The sequence below is a fragment of the Mesorhizobium sp. M0830 genome, from assembly GCF_040319965.1.
Lineage (GTDB): Bacteria > Pseudomonadota > Alphaproteobacteria > Rhizobiales > Rhizobiaceae > Mesorhizobium.
In genome coordinates this window covers 20,931-39,516 of sequence record NZ_JAMYOR010000034.1, presented here as the reverse complement: position 1 = coordinate 39,516, position 18,586 = coordinate 20,931, and the positions used below count along the sequence as shown (strand labels likewise).

The following is an 18,586-nucleotide window of genomic DNA, read 5'->3' as shown; positions in this document are numbered from 1 at the left end:
GAAGTATCCTGAAAAATGGCTGCTGGTGATTGGGCGCTAAGAACTCGATGACCAGCAGCGCGCCAGCGAGGCTGCAACGGTCGCCAATGGTTTGGTATCTATCTTTGCACTTCGAGCGACACCGTCGTCGCTTGCAAAACCCGGGCGCTGTGCACTGACGGTCTCATCGGTATCGGCGGCGCCGCGAATCTGTGCTAAGCCGCCGCCGCCTAACCAACCAAAGGACGACCCCTGTGAGCGAACTGACCGTGGCCGAAGCGATCGAACGCATCTATGCCTCGCTCCGGGCGGATAATGCCGACCTCGACGTACATATCGCGAGCCTTAAGGCAGCGCTGGCACGAGAGGGAACAAAACAGGCGGTGTTCGTTCCGACCAAGCTGGCGCAAAACAACCGCTCGGGCCGCAAGTTGATGCAGGCCTATTTTCGGCAGCACGGGGTAAGCGTCAGGTTCTCGGATCAGTAGAACCGCGCGGGTTGAAGGTTGGCCACTTTTTCGAGCACCCCGCGAACACGCATGTCACGGGCCTGCCTCTTGCCGCGGTCGGCGACCGTTCAAAGGCTGTGATGATGGCGGATTATCGAAGCCTCCGGGTGATGCATGACGCCGTCGAGAGTGGGTGCGTGATCATTCTCATGGTCAGGTACTTACCTCGTTTTCTCTGGCCATGGGGTTTCGCGGGCCGAAGCTGACGGTCGCGGCCGCATCGCCGGACCTCCTCTCGCTTGCTCTCGCAACCGTGACGAGACGCCCCGCCCGTAACCTGATTTTGCCCGCAAAATGCCGCGATGGCGTCCTTGGTTCACAATCGGATCGGGAATTCAGGCGGTTCACCGCAACGGAAAGGCATCGCATGCGGCTGCTTCTGGTTGAGGACGATTTGATCCTCGGCTCTTCGCTGAAGAAGGCTCTCGAAAAGCATGCCTATGGGGTGGACTGGATGAAGGATGGCGAGGCTGCGATCGCGGGGCTCGAGGACCTCGCCTTCGACGTGGTCGTGCTCGACGTCAACCTGCCTGGGGTGAACGGGATTGAGGTCCTGCGCTCGGCGCGGAAGAATCGCAACGCCGTGCCGATTCTTCTGCTTACCGCCCGTGATACGTCCCTGCAGAAGGTCGAAGGGCTCGACAACGGAGCCGACGACTATCTGGTGAAGCCGTTCGATCTCGACGAATTGCTGGCACGGTTGCGCGCCCTCATGCGCCGGCGGGAGGGCCGCACCGAGATCATCCTGAAAAGCGGCCCTATCGAAATGGATCCGGCGGCAATGGTAGTGCGCGGCGCCGAGGGCCAGATCGCGATGACCGCCAAGGAATTCCGGCTGCTCAAGCTCCTGATGGAGCGGGCGGGCAAATACGTCACCAAGAGCGACATCGAATACGCGCTCTACAGCGCCGACAGCGCGGTGGAAAGCAACACGACCGAGGTCATCATCTACAATCTGCGCAGAAAGCTCGGCGCCGACTTCATCCGCTCCATCCGGGGCGTCGGCTACATGATCGAGCCATGAGGCGCCTGACCCTTACCTGGAAGCTCTTTCTGCGGATAACGCCGACGATCCTCGTCGCCATCGCAGTCATCGGGGTCCTCGCCTTCCGCTCAGCCAGGCGCGAGATCGACAACATCTACGACGCCAAGCTGATCAATGACGCCAACGTGCTCTGGACGCTGCTGGAACATCAGATCGAGGAGCCGGGCAACCACCCGCCCAGGCAGGTCAAGGATATGGACTTTGCGATGGGCAACCAGCTCGCCATGAACGATCAGGCGGACGACTATGCCGACGCGCACGTATTTCGCCTGTGGAAGGACGGCAGGATCCGTATCTTTACCAACGGCGCCTTCCCCGAGAGCGTTCCAGTCCAAAGGGCCGGCTTCACCGAGCTGAATTATGCCAACGAGCGATGGCTCGTCTATTCGCTGCCGATCCCGAACACCGGCATCGTCGTGGAAGTCGGCGAAAAGCGAGCCCTTCGCGACACGCTGGTGTCGAACATCATGCTCAATCTGTTCTTTCCGCTGCTGGTGTTGGTGCCGGTCATCGGGCTGCTGGTTTGGTATGGCATCAGCAACGGCCTGGGACCCATTCACGGCCTGGTCCGCCAGATCCGCAGCCGTTCGCCCGACGACCTCTCCGTCATCGCGATCGATGCGTTGCCGCGCGACCTGCATCCGTTGGGCATGTCGGTGAACCAGTTGCTCAGCAAGCTCGACCGGTCGCTGACGGCGGAAAGGCGCTTCGCCGACCAGGCGGCGCACCAGCTGCGAACGCCTCATGCCGGGATAAAGCTTTTGCTGCAGATGCTGGCGCATGCCGACAGCGAAACGGAGCGGGAGACGATCCTCGCCGACCTGACGGCCAGCAACGACAAGGCCACCCGTCTCGTCAAGCAGATGCTGGAGGCGGCGCGCATCAGCCATCAGCCGGTCGAGCTGAGAGTGGTCCGGCTCTATGATGTCACCGCGTCGGTGATCGCCGAGTTCGGCACGATCATCACGCTCAAGCGACATGATGTCTCGCTCGACGGAGACGAGGCTGCCGAGGTCAAAACGGACGAACCCATGCTTCGCCTGTTGATAGGCAATCTGATCGACAATGCGATCAAGTACACGCCGGCTGGCGGGAAAATCAAGGTCTCGATCTCGCCTGAACCCGGCGCCTGGACGCTTTCAATCACCGACAGCGGCCCAGGCATCGCCCCTCAGCATCGCGAGGCGGTATTCCGCCGGTTTTATCGCGTGAATGTGCCCGAGGTGGAAGGAAGCGGACTGGGCCTCGCCATCGTCTCGGGCATCGTCGAGCGTCTTTCCGCGAACATCGCCCTCAGCACGCCTTCGCCCGGCGGTGGCCTTCACGTCGCGGTCACGTTGCCGCAAGCCTGAAGTTACAACCCTGCTGATCGGCACAGTGTGAGGCTTCGGCTTCAATTTCAGTTTCGCTTCATCGCGGCCTAATCCTGATCTCAGCGACGGCTGATAGGGAGGTGCGGCTTTCTCAAGAACCCGGGAATTGGCGGGATCCACCGGGTTCGTTTCCCCGGAGGTTTCCGATGAACGCTAATTTTCGTATCCCTGCCCAGAAACCGCCCTTTGCACGCCCTACTGTTTCGGTCTTGATCGCCGCCTACAACGCGGTTCCGTTTCTCGAACGCGCCGTGAATTCCGCAAGGGCGCAGGGGGATGCAGTTATCGAGATCATAGTCGTCGATGATTGCTCGACCGACGCAACCCTGGAGGTTGCCGGCGCAATGTCGCGGCAGGACGGCCGCGTCAAAGTCGTTCACCTGCCCAGGAATGGCGGACCTTCAGCCGCCCGCAATGCCGGCCTGGAGGCTGCCAGCGGCGACTGGATCGCAATCCTGGATGCCGATGATGCATACGCGCCGGGGCGGGTGGAGCGGCTTGTCGAAATTGCCGCAGCACAAGACGCCGATATCGTCACCGACAAGTTCTCGTACTACGATCCGGCAAGCGACGCCTCCAGTCCCGCGACCATCGCGTTCACCAAAGATACGACGCTGATCGACATCGAGACGTTCCTGGCGCATGCGAGGCCCTTTGGCGTCGACACGGACTGGGGTCTGCTCAAACCGGTCTTCAGGCGAAATTTCCTGGCGGATCGATCACTGCGCTACCCCTCCAATTCTCGTCACGGCGAGGACTTTCTTTTTGTGACGGATGCGCTGCTCGAAGGCGCAAAGTACGTGGCCAGCGACTTTCGGGGCTACTTGTACACCCATCGAGGCGCCGGCTGGAGCAGGACGAAGGTGAACTACGACGGCCAGGTGGATCAGTCGCAATCGCTTTTGCTCGATCGACGGCTGTCAGGCAATTCGAGACTTGTTTCCCTCCTCAAGGAGCGCATTCGCGCCATGAAGCGCCTGTCGGCCGAGTACAAGACCCAGGCACTGATCGCCGAGAGGAGGTTGTTGCCGCTTGCGACCGCCGGGATGATGGATTGGCGGATCGCCGCGTCGATCCTGCGGAAGGCCAAAAACAAAATCACGACTGTTCAAGCTGGTTGAAATGGCCCAGGTCAAGCGATTTGCATTTTCTGAAAGCCGGATGTCACGGGCCGAACTCAAGGTCGCCTCGGTGAATGGGGCGGCCATCAACTTCGGGTCGCAGGCGCTGAAGTTTCTGATGCAATTCTGCTACCAGATCCTCATTGCCCGGCTTCTTCTGCCCGAGGATTTCGGCATCGTGGCGATGGCGGCGCCATTGTTCGCGTTCGCGGCGCTGTTTTCGGATTTCGGCCTGACCCAAGCCACGGTCCAAAGGGATGAAATCAACCAGGAGCAGCTCAGCTTCGTCTTCTGGGTCAATGTCGGGCTGAGCGCGGCAATCTGCCTGGCGGTGATAGCGCTTGCCCCGGCAGCAGGTGCTTTTTTCAGAGAGCCCCGGGTCGTGCCCATCGTGACGGGCCTTAGCGCGACCTTTGTGATTGGCGGTCTCTGCGCCCAGCATATGGCCTTGCTCAATCGACAGCTTCTCTTCTCGAAAATAGCCCTGGTCGAGTTGTTCAGCTTTCTGGTCGGGTCCGTGACAGGCCTGCTCTTTGCCTGGAACGGCTCCGGCTACTGGGCCCTCGTCTACAGCCAGATAGCGGTATCGCTGACCACACTTTTGCTGGCCTGGTGCTTTGCCGGATGGGTTCCGAGCAGGCCTGCTCTGCAAACGCAGAACTTCCATCTGTTGAATTTTGGCGCCAACATAACGTCCTTCAATTTCCTGAACTTTTTCGCCAGGAATTTTGACAACATATTGATCGGCCGCTTCCTCGGCGAGATGCCTCTCGGCATCTATGACCGGGCATACAAGCTGCTCTTGCTGCCGCTCAGCCAGATCACCACGCCAATAGCGAAAGTCGCGCTTCCTTCGCTTGCGAGAACCCTGAACGAGCCGGAAACATACCGCCGTTTCTATTTCCGAATGCTGGAACTGATAATTCTCGCCACCTACCCGGCGGTGATATTCGCCATCGTCAACAGCCAGCTGCTCATCGTCACGTTGCTGGGGCCGCGATGGTCGGAGGTTTCGCAGGTATTTTCCATTCTTGCCTTTGGCGCCATCTTCGCGCCGATCAGCAGCAGCACCGGCTGGCTTTTCATCAGCCAGGACCGGACCAGGGAAATGCGAAACTGGGGCGCCCTGAGCTCCACCCTGTTTGTCGCCTCTTTCTTGTGCGGATTGCCGTGGGGAATAAGCGGGGTCGCCGCCTTCTACATCGGCGTGGGCACTATCCAGGGCCCGATCCTGTGGTGGGGGGCGACAAGGCGTGGCCCACTCGACTTCAGGCAGCTGCTGGAGACCCTGTGGCCGTATTGTGTCTCGGCGATAATAACCGGCGGCCTGGAATACAGCCTGAAGACATCGCTGCCAGGCACTTTCGTGACGCTGTTGATCTCTCTCGTCGCGTCCTACGCCATTTTCCTCGGCGTCGTCATGGTGTTCAGCTCAAGCCGCAAAGGGATCATCGAGCTGGCCTTTGAGGCAAGCGTGATGGGGGGCCGCTTTTACCGGAAATTCGCCCATGGTGGCTCGGTTCCGTGACGGAGGCATTTGCCGATGTTCGCCGGGATGACTGTATGCCTAGGTGCGGCGAGGCCTTGGCGCGGCCGAGCACGTTGCGCGGCGTCTGTTCGCCCTGGCGGAGCCAGCGCCCTGGTGCCCCGAACGACCATCTCCGGAACCCAAAAAGGGGGCCGTCATTTACAATACAAATGGGACCTTTGCGCCGCAAAGCGGTGCCGCAGTAGAATCTCTGCTTTCGGATACCCGCGGGCAACGTCGTTGCGGCTAAGATGGGGTCGTTGAACGAACCCAAAGGCGACATCAAACATCTGCTTGGCAATGTCGACCATCTCACGGCTGTTGGCGAAGGTCTCGGAGATCGGCCCTGAGGCGCCGATCTGGCTCTCAGTCGAGCTTTAGCGCCGCCACCTCGCCCTCGTTCATCAACGGCACATAGAGGATCGACTCGCCGTCGGTGCCGATGTCGGCGCTGCCGGGCTTGAAATGCGCCACCGCTTCCGGTGTGCCGCTGGGACGATAGCGGTAGAGCGTGCCGGTCATGTAGGCGGTGGCGTAGATGGTGTCACGAATAGCGACGACGCCATCGAGGTCGGCGAATTCTTGAGCGCCCGGCAAGGGCGAAACCATCTTGCTGGCGATGTCGACCGACAGCAGTCCGCCCGGCTCCGCCGTGCTGAAATCGGGCTTGATGCCCTTGCCCCAGGAGGCGACGATCAGCCTGCTACCGTCGGCGAAGACGCCGTTGGGCGAAGCCAGCGCCGCGTCCTTGACGAACAGTTCCGGCCGGTCGCCGTCGATGCGGTAGATTGTGTCGGCCAGCATGTCGGTGACATAGACTATGCCTGATCGGTCCGATGTCATGTCGTTCAGGAAGACGGCGTTCGGCACCGCGACGCTGGCGACGAGTTTGCCGCTGGCGAGATCGACGACGCGGACCTTGGTGATGTCGGCGACATAGAGCTTGCCGCCCGATATTGTCATGCCCTTGGGTGCGTCCATGCCGTCGGTCCAGTGTTGGGTGACGGTTTTGCCGTCCAAGGACAGCACGCTGAGATAACCGTTGCCGTCGGCCTCATCGGGATTGCCAACGATGTTGGAGACGATGATGCGGTTGTTGGCGGCATCGAACAGGGCCGATTCCGGCTGTTCGAGACCGGTGGCGCGCCAGAGTTCGCCGGCCTCGGCGGCGGGCGCCGCCGCGATACCGACGATTGCGAGAAACGCTGTGGGGATGAGGCTGTTCATGGCTGTCTCCTGTGATGACAACGGAAACCTATGATTTTCGATACTTTCCGGAAAGGCCGATTACCACTAGTATCGAAAGTCGATACGAAACTGCAGGCAAGAGGTGCATTCCATGAACGGCCTGATCTTCGACGCGTTGAAGCGGACACTGAAGGCGAAGGGTGTCACCTATCGCGAGCTCGCCGAACGCATGGGTGTTTCCGAGCCGACGGTGAAGCGCATCTTCCACGAGCGCAACTGCAAGCTCGACCGGCTGATGGAGATCTGCGCTGCTGCAGGCGTCGAACTCGAGAACGTGCTCGGCTCGATGAACAGGGGGCCAGGGCCCGTCAACCACATCGCGCCGGAGATCGAGCGTAGGCTCGCCGGCCGGCCGGCACTGCTGTTCATCTTCGTCATGCTGTCCGAAAAGTTCACGCCCGAGGGCATCATGCGCTCGCAAGGTCTGAGCGAAGCCTCGATGTTTCTCTACCTGCGCGACCTGGAGGAACTCGGCCTGATCGCGCTCGGCCGGGGTCTTTCGGCGAGATTGCTGGTCGAGACGCCGATCCAGTGGAATTTCGAAGGGCCGCTGCGGCCGCTGTTCGAAATGACCAACAAGAACTTCATCGGCTGGGCCATCACCCATATCGATAACGAAGCGAGCTTCGTGAGCTTTAGCAGGCGAATGCGTCCGGAGACGGCGGAGATGGTGCGGCGCGAGGCCGAGGATCTGGCCGATCGCGCCAGATTGCTGGCCCATCACGATCAGCATACGACGCCGGAGGACGGGCTGGTCGGCTACAAATGGACGTTTGCCTTTGGTGCAACGCCATTTCCCGCGATCATGCCAATCGGACCGCATCCGCGCGACGCCGGCGCGTTCGATCGGCCCGCCGCTCCCGCAAAGGGACGCCGCCCGTTACCGGCCTGACACGGCCAATCATCCCGAGCAGGATAGGGCGCGTTGGGATAGAACAGATCCGGCACCAACACGGTATAGCCCTCTGCAGCCAGGCGTTCCGCCATGCCGCCCAGCGCCGGCCGCGGGCCGAACGCATCCATGTAGAGAATGACGCCGGGCGCTGCGGTTTTTTGGTGATCTTCGTGAAAACCGAAGCCTCCGCCTGTCGTGCTTCGGTTTTCACGAAGATCTTTTGTCCGGACATTTTTGCTCTTTGCAGCCGCGGTTCAAAAATGAAATCACATTCATGATAGAGTTCGCGCACTGATTTGCCAGACTGTAGAGGGCGGGTTTGCCGAATGCGTGACACCTCCCCGTGAAATCGAAGTGATCCTATGCCGACCGCGCCAACACTTGAACTTCGCCGCTATTCGCGCCTGAAAAATTTGCGGGCGCGCGCAGAACGCCAGGGTGCTGCATTGCAGTTCTGGGCCCGTACGGCATCGCTCGCGGTGATCTCCTGCTTCTTTTCATTGATCAGCCGCTGGGATGCTTCGCTGCTCTTCGTGCTGGCGGGCCTCGTGCTGTTCCAGCTCGTCGGCCTGATCCAGTTTCTCTTTGCGCGCCGTCGCACGGCGCGATGGTGGATCGGTTACCTCGTCGGTACGCTGGACATCATTCTGTTGACCGTTCTGCTGGTAACGCCTAACCCGTTTTCCCTGGAGGTCGCGCCGGCCGCGATGCAACTGCGCGAGGGCAGCTTCAAATTCCTGCTGATTTTCGTATGCCTTGGCGCGCTGACCCTTTCGACACGATTGGCGCTCTATCTCGGCGCGCTCGCGGCCTTGACATGGGCGATCGGGGTGGGATGGGTGATTTCTCATCCGGGAACCGTCATTCCGGCGACGAACCTCTATTCGCTGCCGATGACGGAGCGACTGAACCTCTATCTCAACCCCAATTTCGTCGATACATTTGCGCAGGCGACCAACGTGTTGGTTGTGCTGATTATCGGCGCGATCATGGCGCTGGTCGTCTATCGTTCCCGACATCTGTCGGAAGACTATGTCAAGGCAGAGCGCGCCCGCGCCAATCTCGCCCGGCATTTTTCGCCCAATGTCGTCGACCAGCTCGCCACCGATGACGAGCCCTTCGGCCCGGTCCGCCGGCAGGATATCGCGGTGCTGTTCGCCGACATCGTCGGCTTCACGCACTATTCCGAGGATCATCCTGCCGAAGCAGTGTTCGAACTTCTGCGTCAGTTCCACCGTCGCATGGAACAGGTCGTTTTCGACCACCATGGCACCGTCGACAACTATATCGGCGATTGCATCATGGCGACATTCGGGGTTCCGCAGGCCAGCCATGACGACGCGACTCGGGCCATCCAGTGTGCTGAAGCGATGGTCGCCGCTCTCGAAGACTGGAATGTACAGCGGGTGTCCAGGGGATACCCGCCGCTGGACGTTCGGATCGGTGCACAATATGGCGCAGTGGTCATCGGCGCGGTCGGCAGCGAGCGCAATCTGTCCTTCGCGGTGGTGGGCGACACCGTCAACGTCGCCAGCCGTTTGCAGTCGCTCTGCCGTGAGCTTCAGGCGAATATTTGCTTTGGGTCACGACTGATTGAGGCCGCGAAGGCGGAATCGCCCACGACACAGTTGAATGCGCGCGATCATGGACCGGTGAGCATCCGCGGCCGGGACGAACCGGTCCATGTCTGGGTCGAACACGGAGCCGAAAACCAGGGTGCTATTGCGGTTTCGGCGTGATAAGGCCGCCATGTGAAACGCCTGCACCTCGGCTGGATAGCGGTAGGCCGCGCCATAGGGGCCGTCACGTGTCTGAGGCGATTTCGCCAGCCTTTGCGGCTGCGGCGTCTGTGCTTGCCTTGTCGTCCCAGACCATCTGCCGGTAGTCGAAACCATATTCCAGCGTCGGTTTGACGATGCGGAAATAGGGCGACAGGTCGAAATCGCGCGGTGTGTAGAGCGAGTGGTGGCGGATGTGCAGGATTTCCTTGCGCGAATAATTCGACTGCGCCGAAGCGCGGCCGGGCGCACGGGTGATCTCGGGCAGGATCGGATAGCGGATCTGGCCATAGGCCTCGGCGATCAGCGTCGAGCAGATCGCCCGCGTCGGGTCGCCGGAGCCGAAGGCCAGCATGCGGCGGCGCCAGCGCACCGGCACCGGCGGCGTCGGGAAGAAGAACCGCAGCATGTCGAAAATGTTCTTGAGGTCGTATTTCAGGCCGAGCTTGCTGACCATGAAGGCGACGACCCTGTCGCGATCCTCCGGCGCCAGTCCGCTCGCCCGGCAGATGCGGGTGTTGTAGGTGCGGTAGCGCGACAACGGCACGGCGACGCAGCCTTCGCCGAGCGTGACCTCGATCAGCCGCCGCCGCTCCGTTCCGTCTTCCGGTTCGGCCAGCGCGTCGCCGACATAGAAGGCCGCATGCGACCAGGTCGACTGGGTCAGGTACTTGATCGCCGCCGAGATCTTCTGGTTGCCCTCGATCAGCAGGATGTCGCCGGGCTCAAGCGTGCGGCGCAGCGTGTCGGCATCGGACGGCGTATAGGGTTCGTAGCCGGAAGATTCTTCCTGCAGCCGGCCGGCAAGCCAGCGGCCAAGTCGATCCAGAAGCGTGTCGACGGGCTCGGTCATGTCCTATGGCGATTAGCATAGGCAGACAGCTGGGCGCCAGCCGCATGTCGGTCAGCCAGCCGCAGCGCTCGCGTCTTCCGGCGGCGGAGCCAGATCGTCGCGCGCCTTGCGCGCCAGTTTGCGCGTCGAACGTTTGGGGCTGTCGCCGAACAGGCCGGCCGCTTCGGCCAGACAGCTCTTCTTCAGTTGCTTCTCCGACCGCTTCAAAAGCTTGCCCAGAAGCTTCGTGTCTTCGGGCGGTCCGAGCGGACGCTCATCGGCTTCGAGCAGGGCGCGCATCACCAGCACGTCATGCAGGTCGCCCAGCCGCTCGCCCAGTTCGTCGACCGCCTTGCGCCGGGCCTTGATCGGGGCCGGCCACAGCCTGCCGAGCAGCGACAGATGCATGCTGTGAGTCTTGGCCGCCTTGCGCAGATCGTGGAAGTCATTGGCTTCGCCGCGCGATCCGGCCTTGTCCAGCGCCTTCTTGGCACGGCGCAAGGTGATGCGGGCGCCTTCGGCGAGCACGTCCGCGGCCTGTTCCGGCTGATCGGGCAAGACAAGGCTTTCGATCCGCTTGAGGCCGTCCTCGCAAGCGGCGGTCGCCGCTCCAATCGCCGCTTCGAGCCCGCTGCCTTCGTGCAATTCATGCTGACGCGCGATCAGGCTGTCGTGCACCGCACCCAGCCCATCGTCGGCGCTCTCCTTGGGAAAGCTTGCCGCCAGCCGGTCGATGGTCTCGATCAGCGCAGTCGCCTCGCGTGGACCGGCAAGCAGGCCGGCGACGTTGCGATAGCATTGGTTTTCAGTCTCGCAGAATGTTTCGTCACCGGAACGGACGAGACGCAACAAGGCACGCGCGCTCTTCAACCGCTTGCGACATTTGTGCAGTGCCTGTTCCGGCCGGCTCCGCGCGGCGTCAAGGTGATGCAGCGCCCTGCCGATTTCCTCGGCAAGGATACGCCTGACCTCGCCGGTCAGCGGCAGGCGCGGATCGATGCGAAAGCTCATGCGGCGATCTCCGGTATCCCCCCGAGGGCGAGCGACGCGTTGTAGAATTCCTGCTCACCGGTGACTTCACGGCCGAGCCAGTCAGGCAGCATTTCGTCCGGCACGTCCTCCGGTGTCTCGAGTTCGGCGATCACAAGTCCCGCAAGCGGACCGCCAAAGACATCGACTTCGTAGAGATGGCCGCGATGCCTAACATGGTGACGTGTCTTCTCGATGACACGTCCGATGGCGAAATCCAGCATCTCCATCGCCTCCGACAGCGGGATCGAATATTCGAACTCGTCGCGCTCGCGCGCCTCGCTGCCGAATTTGAGCGTCAGCTTGGCGGAAGTGCCATCGCTGATGCGCACGCGCACCGTACGCCCGGGGCCGGCAGCGAGATAGAACTGCAGGATGCGGATCTCCGCCTCGGCCAGTTCTAGCCATGCGGTGCTGGAGACCAGGAATTTTCGTTCGACTTCCTTGCTCATGGCCGCGCACTAAAGCGGTTGCCGCCGCCCATGGCAAGACAATGACGTACACAACTGGCGTTCGCAGTTTGACTTTAATCAATCGATTGATTAAAGTGCGTCGTCATGACCAAGCAACCCGATGCCAAAATCCTGCGCCGCGAAGCATCTCCTGCCGAGACGACGCGCGCGGCCCTGGTCAAGGCGGCGCTTAAACTGTTCGGGCGGCGGGGTTTTGACGGCACTTCGACGCGCGAGATCGCGGCCGAGGCGCAAGCCAATATCGGTTCGATCGCCTACCATTTCGGCGGCAAGGAGGGCCTTCGTACTGCTGCCGCCGACTTCATTGTCGAAACCATCCAGACGGTCGCCGGCCAGGCACTCGGCAATGCGCAGGCGCCCATGCCGGGCGGAGCGGAGGCGGCGCAGGCCCAACTCTTCGCTGCGCTTGAGCGGATGGTCGGCTTTGTCGTGGCCAGTCCGCAGGCCGGCGAGATCGTGCAGTTCGTGCTGCGCGAGCTTTCGCATCCGACGGCAGCCCTCGACCGCATCTATGATGGCGTCTTCGAGCCGACGCACCGCCGGATGTGCCAGCTCTGGGAACAGGCGACCGGCGAGCCGGCCGAAAGCGAGGCCACGAGACTCACCGTGTTCACGCTGATCGGCCAGGTCATCTATTTCCGCATCGGCCGCGAGGCGGTGATGCGCCGCATGGGCTGGAACGACATCGGCGCCGCCGAGGCCGCCAAGGTGGTGGCGGTCACATCGGGCAATCTCAAGGCCATACTGGCTGCCCGGAAGAGGCAAGGATGAAGGGGCAAAGACCATGAGCTTTCTGTGTTCGCTGCCGCTCGCCGCGCAGCTTTTCGGTGCCTGTGCCCCGGCTCCCCCGCTGGCCGTCGGCTATGTCGAGGGTGACTATGTGCTGCTGGCGCCGATCGAGGTGGCGCAGGTCGAGACGGTCACTGTGAAACGCGGCGACCGAGTGGTGCCCGGCACGATCGTGGTGACGCTGGAAAGTGCCGATATGAAGATAGCGGTGGCACAGGCAAAGGCCGGGCTTGCCCAGGCGCAGGCGCAACTGGCCGACCTGCAGATCGGCAAGCGGCCGGAAGAGATCGCGGTGCTCAAGGCTCAGCTCGACATGGCCAGCGCCCAGGCCGCTGATGCCAAGCGCAAATACGACCGCGCCGCCGATCTGTTCAAGCGCGGCGCCGGCACGCAGGCCGATTTCGACACCGCGTCGGCGACGCTGGAGACGGCCAATGCGCAGGTCGGCCAGGCCAGTGCCAATCTCGCTGTCGGCGGCCTGCCGGCACGGCCGGAGACGATCAAGGCCGCCGACAACCAGGTCAAGCAGGCGCAGGCGACCTTGGAGCAGGCTGAGTGGCGACTGTCGAAGCGGGTGCTGGCAGCGCCTTCGCCAGGCCGTGTCAACGATGTCATCCGCAATCCCGGCGACACAGCCGGTCCGACCGCGCCAGTCATTTCTATCCTGCCCGACGGCGCGGTGAAGCTCAGCGTCTACATCCCGGAGAGCGCCTTCGCCTCGATCAAGGTCGGTACCTTGCTCAGCGTCCGTTGCGACGGCTGCGGCCCGGATGTAAAGGCACGCGTCAGCTACGTCTCGCCCGATCCCGAATTCACCCCGCCGGTGATCTACTCCTTGGAGAACCGGCAGAAGCTGGTCTACCTCGTCGAGGCGCGGCCGGAGGGCGATGCCGGCCTGCTGCAGCCGGGCCAGATCGTCGATGTCGACCTGGCGGATGGCGCAAAATGAACGCAATCGACGTCCGTGGGCTGGTCAAGCGTTTTAGCGGCAAGACCGTCGTCGACCATGTCACGATGACAGTCGCCGAAGGCGAGATCGTCGGCTTTCTCGGGCCTAATGGTTCGGGCAAGACCACCACCATCCGCATCATGTGCGGCCTGCTGACGCCTGACGAAGGCGAAGGCACGGTGCTGGGCTTCAACATCCGCACCGACAGCCTGCGCATCAAGCGCGAAGTCGGCTACATGACGCAGAAATTCTCGTTCTACGAGGACCTGACGATCGGCGAGAATCTCGAATTCGTGGCGCGGCTCTACAGGCTGAAGCCAGTCGAGGAACATGTCGCCAGGACGCTTGAAGACCTCGGCCTGGCGACGCGCCGCAACCAACTGGCAGGCACGTTGTCCGGCGGCTGGAAGCAGCGTCTGGCGCTCGCCGCCTGCATCATGCACCAGCCGAAGTTGCTGCTGCTCGACGAGCCGACGGCTGGCGTCGATCCGAAAGCCCGGCGCGAGTTCTGGGACGAGATCCACCGGCTCGCCGCCGGCGGGCTGACCGTGCTGGTCTCCACTCACTATATGGACGAGGCCGAGCGCTGCCACCGCATCAGCTACATCTCCTACGGCAAGATGCTGGCCACCGGCACCGTCGCCGACGTGGTCAGGAATGCCGGACTGACCACATTCGTCCTGCAGGGTCCGCGGCTCGACCAGGTGGCCGAAGCGCTAGAAGGCCGCCCGGGTGTCGACCAGGTGGCGCCGTTCGGCGCGACACTGCATGTCGTCGGCTCCGACAAGAAGAAGCTTGAGGCGGCACTTGCCGATGTCGAAAGAGAGCACAAGGACGTGAAAGTTTCGGCTGGTGAAACCAGCCTCGAGGATGTCTTCATCCAGTTCATGTCCGGCTCGAAGGACAACATGGCATGAACAACGTCTTTTCCGTGGCCCGGCTTGGCGCCCTGCTGATCAAGGAATTCATCCAGATGCGGCGCGACCGCATCACCTTTGCCATGATGCTCGGCGTGCCGCTGATGCAACTGGTGCTGTTCGGCTACGCCATCAACAATGATCCGAAAAGCCTGCCGGCGGCACTCGTGGCGACGAGCAGCGACCCCTACACGCGGGCCATGGTCTCGGCGCTGCAGACCACCGGCTACTACCGTTTCGACCACGTCTCGCAAAGTGCTGCCGATGCGGAATTCCTGATGTCGCGCGGCGATGTCGCCTTCGTCGTCACCATACCCGCCGACTTCGCCCGGCGGGTCGAGCGCGGCGACAGCCCGCAGATCCTGATAGAGGCCGACGCCACCGATCCGGCCGTAGCCAGCGGCGCCATCTCGACGCTCGGCACCGTCGCCAGCCAGGCTCTGCTTCGGGCGCGCGGCATGCAGGAGGCGGCCGCCGAGGCAGCGCTTGGCCAGCTCCAAGTGGTGGTGCACCGGCGCTACAATCCCGAAGGCATCTCGCAATACAACATCGTGCCCGGCCTGCTTGGCGTTATCCTGCAGATGACGATGGTGATGATGACCTCGATCGCGCTGACGCGCGAGACGGAGCGTGGCACGATGGAGAACCTTCTGGCGATGCCGTCGAGCCCGCTCGAGATCATGTTGGGCAAGGTACTGCCCTATCTGGCGGTCGGCGCCGTTCAGGTGGTGGTTGTGCTGGCGGCGGCGAAGCTTCTGTTCGCCATTCCGTTCACCGGCTCGATATCGCTGCTGCTCAGCGCCGTGCTGATCTTCGTGCTGGCGCTGGTGCTGCTCGGCTATACGATCTCGACCATCGCCCGTACGCAGATGCAGGCGCTGCAGCTCACCTTCTTCTTCTTCCTGCCGTCGATCATGCTGTCCGGCTTCATGTTTCCCTATCGCGGCATGCCGGGCTGGGCGCAGGTATTCGGCGAGATACTGCCGCTGACGCATTTCCTGCGCATCATCCGCGCGGTGATGCTGAAGGAAGCCGAACTGCCGGCGGTCGCAACGGAGATCGGCTGGCTGGTGATGTTCGTGGCATTGTTTGCCGGCGTAGCACTGGTGCGGTTCAGGCGAACGCTGGATTAGACGCCGCCCTGAGCGTCAGGGCGCCTTTGCGGTGCAGAAGGTTTTGGAAGCCGGCGGGACAGCACCCCCCTCTGGCCTGCCGGCCATCTCCCCCGCAAGGAGGGAGATTACGCACTCCAACCGCTTTCGCCAACCTCCGGCATTGCAGAGATGAGCGGCACCTCGAAGCTGCGATCTCCCCCCTTGCGGGGGAGATGCCCGGCAGGGCAGAGGGGGGTGTGAAGGATCGCTGCAGCCACCATTCTGCGCCGGTGCAATCCTTCGGCAGCCAGCTATGCCGCCATGATCCCGGCATACGTTCCGAAATCGACATTGCCGCCCGACAGCACCACGGCAACGCATTTGCCCGACAGGTCGATCTCGCCTGATGACAGGGCCGCCAGCGCTACGCAGCCGCCGGGCTCGACCACCAGCTTGAGATAGGCCATGGCGTCACGCATCGCCTGTGCCGTCGCCTCGTCGGATACGGCGATGGCACCAGTGAGATTCCTGCGGTTGATCTCGAAGGTGATCAGGCCGGGCTCGGCGGTCAGGATCGCGTCGCAGATCGAGGCGTGGCCGGGCTCGTTCGAAACCCTGGTGCCGGCGGCCAGCGAGCGGCGGGTGTCATCAAAGTGCTCGGGCTCCACCGCCCACACCGCGGTGCCGGGCGAGGCGTCCTTGACGGCAACGGAAATGCCGCTCGACAGGCCGCCCCCGCCGCAGGGTACGACAACCGCGTCGAGGCTGACGCCAAGCGCTTTTGCCTGACGCATCAATTCGAGGCCGATCGTGCCCTGGCCGGCAATGATGGCCGGGTCGTCGAAGGGCGGCACCAGCGCCATGCCCTTTTCGAGATAAGGGCGGATCACGGTCATGCGGTCGTCGCGAAAGCGGTCGAATGGTACCACCTCCGCCCCCATCTTGCGGACATTGGCGATCTTGATCGTCGGTGCATCGACCGGCATGGCGATGACGGCCTTGACGCCGAACATTGCCGCCGCCGCCGCGACGCCCTGCGCGTGGTTGCCCGACGAGAAGGCGACGACACCCCGGCTGCGTTCCTCTTCGCTGAGCGACGACAGCTTGTTGTAGGCGCCGCGGAACTTGAACGAGCCGGTGCGCTGCAGCGTCTCCGGCTTGAACAGGATGCGCGCGCCGAAGCGCTTGTTCAGCTCCTGCGATTCGATCAAGGGCGTTTCGACGATCAGACCGGAGAGAAGCGCGGCGGCGGCATGGATGTCGGCGATGCCGGGAGAGGTCATGGTGGTCATGCGAGGTCCAGTGGAAGAGACGATGTCCTCGCATGATGCGCGCAAACAGATGTGGCGCACCAATGAAAAAATGTGACCGTTACAAAGTTTGGCGGGGCGACCGCCAACGTCACGGCGCTGTCCCGCCGACATCTGGCGGTCGAGCGCTCAGCCGGGGGCCCGCTGCCTACGGCAGCTCCCCGGTTCGAGCCCTTTGAAAGGTCCACCGGACCTTTCAATTCGCCTGCGGCGAACCGGGCTCTCACCCCAACAGCGTCCGCTGCCGCTTGCTCCCGCCCAGCTTGCGCCAGTTGTTGAACCGGTGCGTGGCAGCGGCGAATGAAATCTTCATCTGCTGGGCGACTGAATAACGCGACTTGCCTTCGTCGAACATGCGGTAGCAGCACTCGACGCCTTCCTCGGTCAGTTTGCCGTCCGGCGCCTTGTTGTGCGGGTTGGCGGGATCGAATTTCTCGACCTGCTGCTCGATCAGCCCTTTCAGGCGCTGCAGATCGGTTTCGATGCTGGCGATGAGATCGAGAACGGGCTTGGGATCATAAGGGTGCGGACGCTGTTTTGCCGTCATCTGCGGATTCCTCGTTCTTGGCTTGGCCCGACTATATAGGTGAACATTCACTGATAATGAAGGCCTTGCCTCGTGCGGGGTTTCAACAATTCTTGACCGCGCGCAATTGACCGAAGGCATCACAGACCATAGTTTAGAACCATTCTAAACTAGGGTGAATTCCTCATGCTTTCCCGCGTCTTCGGCTTCGGCCGCCGTCCCTTCGAATCGCTCACCGAACAGGAAATCCTGGCGCTGGCCATTTCGTCCGAGGAGGATGACGGACGCATCTACCGCGCCTACGCCGACGGACTGGCTGAAACCTTCCCGCAATCGGCCAAAGTGTTCGAGGAGATGGCCGAGGAGGAGGATGGCCATCGCGACGCGCTGATCGAGCTTTTCCGCGAGCGGTTCGGCGAGCGCATTCCGCTGATCCGGCGCGAGCATGTGAAAGGCTATTACGAGCGCAAGCCCGACTGGCTCGTGAGGCCCCTTGGCATCGAGCACGTGCGCAGCCAGGCCGAGGCGATGGAGCGGCAGGCCTATCTGTTCTATGTCGAGGCGGCCAAGCGCACCACCGACGCCTCGACCAGAAAGCTGCTCGGCGATCTGGCGATTGCCGAGCAGGGGCACGAAACGCTGGCGCAGCGTCTGGAGCAAAAGCACGTACCGGGCGAAGTGAAGGACGAAGAAGCCGCCGCCGAGCAGCGCCAGTTCATCCTCACCTATGTGCAGCCGGGGCTTGCCGGGCTGATGGACGGGTCGGTGTCGACGCTGGCGCCGATCTTCGCCGCCGCTTTCGCCACGCATGACACCTGGCAGACCTTTCTGGTCGGCCTTGCCGCCTCGATCGGCGCCGGCATCTCGATGGGCTTCACCGAAGTGGCTTCCGACGACGGCAAGCTATCAGGCCGTGGTTCGCCGATAAAACGCGGCATCACCACCGGCGTCATGACATCGGCGGGTGGCCTTGGCCACGCATTGCCCTATCTCATCCCGCATTTCTGGACGGCGACAGGCGTCGCGGCGGTCGTGGTGTTCTTCGAACTGTGGGCGATTGCCTTCGTCCAGAACCGCTACATGCAGACGCCCTTCCTACGTGCCGCCTTCCAGGTGGTGCTGGGCGGCGCCCTGGTGTTTGCGGCGGGTGTGCTGATCGGGAATGCTTGAGCGCGGTTCTCCCTTCTCCCT

Annotated in this window: 18 protein-coding genes; 12 read left to right on the top strand and 6 right to left on the bottom strand. The window is 62.4% G+C overall.

What is annotated here, in order from left to right; all coding sequences use genetic code 11:
* Window positions 1-233: 233 nt before the first annotated feature.
* The 5 genes from NKI20_RS20075 to NKI20_RS20055 all read left to right on the top strand — a co-directional run bounded on the left by NKI20_RS20075 (window position 234) and on the right by NKI20_RS20055 (window position 5,555).
* Complete coding sequence (locus NKI20_RS20075; RefSeq protein ID WP_352605946.1) at window positions 234-467, top strand: hypothetical protein; 234 nt, start codon at window positions 234-236, stop codon at window positions 465-467.
* Window positions 468-855: 388 nt separating this feature from the next.
* Window positions 856-1,512 carry a response regulator gene (locus NKI20_RS20070; protein ID WP_352605948.1) on the top strand — a complete coding sequence of 219 codons (657 nt, stop codon included), beginning with the start codon at window positions 856-858 and terminating at the stop codon, window positions 1,510-1,512.
* Window positions 1,509-2,885, top strand: a complete 1,377-nt coding sequence (locus tag NKI20_RS20065; protein WP_352833407.1) for a sensor histidine kinase — start codon at window positions 1,509-1,511, stop codon at window positions 2,883-2,885. The genes NKI20_RS20070 and NKI20_RS20065 overlap by 4 nt, the downstream gene beginning before the upstream one ends.
* 167 nt (window positions 2,886-3,052) lie before the next feature.
* Window positions 3,053-4,027: a glycosyltransferase family 2 protein gene (locus NKI20_RS20060; protein WP_352833461.1), complete on the top strand. Its 975-nt coding sequence runs from the start codon at window positions 3,053-3,055 to the stop codon at window positions 4,025-4,027.
* A gap of 40 nt (window positions 4,028-4,067) precedes the next feature.
* Window positions 4,068-5,555 (top strand): lipopolysaccharide biosynthesis protein, encoded by a 1,488-nt coding sequence (locus NKI20_RS20055; protein WP_352833404.1) that lies wholly within the window; start codon window positions 4,068-4,070, stop codon window positions 5,553-5,555.
* Window positions 5,556-5,921: 366 nt separating this feature from the next.
* On the opposite strand, the gene NKI20_RS20050 is transcribed toward NKI20_RS20055, so the two are convergent.
* Complete coding sequence (locus NKI20_RS20050) at window positions 5,922-6,782, bottom strand: SMP-30/gluconolactonase/LRE family protein (protein WP_352833401.1); 861 nt, start codon at window positions 6,780-6,782, stop codon at window positions 5,922-5,924.
* A gap of 112 nt (window positions 6,783-6,894) precedes the next feature.
* Here NKI20_RS20050 and NKI20_RS20045 point away from each other — a divergent pair, with 112 nt between their 5' ends.
* Window positions 6,895-7,695, top strand: coding sequence for a helix-turn-helix domain-containing protein (locus NKI20_RS20045; protein ID WP_031261099.1), 801 nt, complete (start codon window positions 6,895-6,897; stop codon window positions 7,693-7,695).
* 365 nt (window positions 7,696-8,060) lie between these two features.
* Window positions 8,061-9,437, top strand: a complete 1,377-nt coding sequence (locus tag NKI20_RS20035; protein WP_352833398.1) for an adenylate/guanylate cyclase domain-containing protein — start codon at window positions 8,061-8,063, stop codon at window positions 9,435-9,437.
* A 64-nt stretch (window positions 9,438-9,501) separates the two neighbouring features.
* Here NKI20_RS20035 and NKI20_RS20030 read toward each other — a convergent pair whose 3' ends face one another.
* Genes NKI20_RS20030 through NKI20_RS20020 form a run of 3 tightly spaced genes read right to left on the bottom strand, consistent with a single transcriptional unit; the run spans window position 9,502 to window position 11,789 of the window.
* On the bottom strand, window positions 9,502-10,329 hold the full coding sequence (locus tag NKI20_RS20030; protein WP_352605959.1) for a C40 family peptidase: 828 nt from the start codon (window positions 10,327-10,329) through the stop codon (window positions 9,502-9,504).
* Between the two features lie 51 nt (window positions 10,330-10,380).
* Entirely contained in the window at window positions 10,381-11,319 is a 939-nt protein-coding gene (locus NKI20_RS20025) for a CHAD domain-containing protein (RefSeq protein WP_352833395.1), read from the bottom strand.
* A complete protein-coding gene (locus NKI20_RS20020) occupies window positions 11,316-11,789 on the bottom strand; it encodes a CYTH domain-containing protein (protein ID WP_352833392.1) in 474 nt (157 codons plus the stop codon). The genes NKI20_RS20025 and NKI20_RS20020 overlap by 4 nt, the downstream gene beginning before the upstream one ends.
* A gap of 105 nt (window positions 11,790-11,894) precedes the next feature.
* Here NKI20_RS20020 and NKI20_RS20015 point away from each other — a divergent pair, with 105 nt between their 5' ends.
* From NKI20_RS20015 to NKI20_RS20000, 4 genes are read left to right on the top strand one after another with little or no spacing between them, the layout of a single operon-like run.
* Entirely contained in the window at window positions 11,895-12,581 is a 687-nt protein-coding gene (locus tag NKI20_RS20015; protein ID WP_352833389.1) for a CerR family C-terminal domain-containing protein, read from the top strand.
* Window positions 12,582-12,594: 13 nt separating this feature from the next.
* Window positions 12,595-13,548, top strand: a complete 954-nt coding sequence (locus NKI20_RS20010; RefSeq protein WP_352833386.1) for an HlyD family secretion protein — start codon at window positions 12,595-12,597, stop codon at window positions 13,546-13,548.
* The gene (locus NKI20_RS20005) at window positions 13,545-14,465 is read left to right on the top strand and encodes an ABC transporter ATP-binding protein (protein WP_352833384.1); all 921 of its coding nucleotides are present in this window, start codon (window positions 13,545-13,547) and stop codon (window positions 14,463-14,465) included. The genes NKI20_RS20010 and NKI20_RS20005 overlap by 4 nt, the downstream gene beginning before the upstream one ends.
* Window positions 14,462-15,598 (top strand): ABC transporter permease, encoded by a 1,137-nt coding sequence (locus NKI20_RS20000; protein WP_023762244.1) that lies wholly within the window; start codon window positions 14,462-14,464, stop codon window positions 15,596-15,598. The genes NKI20_RS20005 and NKI20_RS20000 overlap by 4 nt, the downstream gene beginning before the upstream one ends.
* A gap of 272 nt (window positions 15,599-15,870) precedes the next feature.
* Here NKI20_RS20000 and NKI20_RS19995 read toward each other — a convergent pair whose 3' ends face one another.
* Window positions 15,871-16,851: a threonine/serine dehydratase family protein gene (locus tag NKI20_RS19995; protein ID WP_352833381.1), complete on the bottom strand. Its 981-nt coding sequence runs from the start codon at window positions 16,849-16,851 to the stop codon at window positions 15,871-15,873.
* A gap of 241 nt (window positions 16,852-17,092) precedes the next feature.
* The gene (locus NKI20_RS19990; RefSeq protein WP_352833378.1) at window positions 17,093-17,416 is read right to left on the bottom strand and encodes a hypothetical protein; all 324 of its coding nucleotides are present in this window, start codon (window positions 17,414-17,416) and stop codon (window positions 17,093-17,095) included.
* A gap of 165 nt (window positions 17,417-17,581) precedes the next feature.
* Here NKI20_RS19990 and mbfA point away from each other — a divergent pair, with 165 nt between their 5' ends.
* On the top strand, window positions 17,582-18,565 hold the full coding sequence (gene mbfA, locus NKI20_RS19985; protein WP_023762247.1) for an iron exporter MbfA: 984 nt from the start codon (window positions 17,582-17,584) through the stop codon (window positions 18,563-18,565).
* Window positions 18,566-18,586: the final 21 nt, after the last annotated feature.

Excerpts from the sequence above, each read along its gene's own strand:
- NKI20_RS20070 (WP_352605948.1), top strand. The coding sequence starts at position 856 with ATGCGGCTGCTTCTGGTTGAGGACGATTTGATCCTCGGCTCTTCGCTG.
- NKI20_RS20065 (WP_352833407.1), top strand. The coding sequence starts at position 1,509 with ATGAGGCGCCTGACCCTTACCTGGAAGCTCTTTCTGCGGATAACGCCG.
- NKI20_RS20060 (WP_352833461.1), top strand. The coding sequence starts at position 3,053 with ATGAACGCTAATTTTCGTATCCCTGCCCAGAAACCGCCCTTTGCACGC.
- NKI20_RS20055 (WP_352833404.1), top strand. The coding sequence starts at position 4,068 with ATGTCACGGGCCGAACTCAAGGTCGCCTCGGTGAATGGGGCGGCCATC.
- NKI20_RS20050 (WP_352833401.1), bottom strand. The coding sequence starts at position 6,782 with ATGAACAGCCTCATCCCCACAGCGTTTCTCGCAATCGTCGGTATCGCG.
- NKI20_RS20045 (WP_031261099.1), top strand. The coding sequence starts at position 6,895 with ATGAACGGCCTGATCTTCGACGCGTTGAAGCGGACACTGAAGGCGAAG.
- NKI20_RS20035 (WP_352833398.1), top strand. The coding sequence starts at position 8,061 with ATGCCGACCGCGCCAACACTTGAACTTCGCCGCTATTCGCGCCTGAAA.
- NKI20_RS20030 (WP_352605959.1), bottom strand. The coding sequence starts at position 10,329 with ATGACCGAGCCCGTCGACACGCTTCTGGATCGACTTGGCCGCTGGCTT.
- NKI20_RS20025 (WP_352833395.1), bottom strand. The coding sequence starts at position 11,319 with ATGAGCTTTCGCATCGATCCGCGCCTGCCGCTGACCGGCGAGGTCAGG.
- NKI20_RS20020 (WP_352833392.1), bottom strand. The coding sequence starts at position 11,789 with ATGAGCAAGGAAGTCGAACGAAAATTCCTGGTCTCCAGCACCGCATGG.
- NKI20_RS20015 (WP_352833389.1), top strand. The coding sequence starts at position 11,895 with ATGACCAAGCAACCCGATGCCAAAATCCTGCGCCGCGAAGCATCTCCT.
- NKI20_RS20010 (WP_352833386.1), top strand. The coding sequence starts at position 12,595 with ATGAGCTTTCTGTGTTCGCTGCCGCTCGCCGCGCAGCTTTTCGGTGCC.
- NKI20_RS20005 (WP_352833384.1), top strand. The coding sequence starts at position 13,545 with ATGAACGCAATCGACGTCCGTGGGCTGGTCAAGCGTTTTAGCGGCAAG.
- NKI20_RS20000 (WP_023762244.1), top strand. The coding sequence starts at position 14,462 with ATGAACAACGTCTTTTCCGTGGCCCGGCTTGGCGCCCTGCTGATCAAG.
- NKI20_RS19995 (WP_352833381.1), bottom strand. The coding sequence starts at position 16,851 with ATGACCACCATGACCTCTCCCGGCATCGCCGACATCCATGCCGCCGCC.
- NKI20_RS19990 (WP_352833378.1), bottom strand. The coding sequence starts at position 17,416 with ATGACGGCAAAACAGCGTCCGCACCCTTATGATCCCAAGCCCGTTCTC.
- mbfA (WP_023762247.1), top strand. The coding sequence starts at position 17,582 with ATGCTTTCCCGCGTCTTCGGCTTCGGCCGCCGTCCCTTCGAATCGCTC.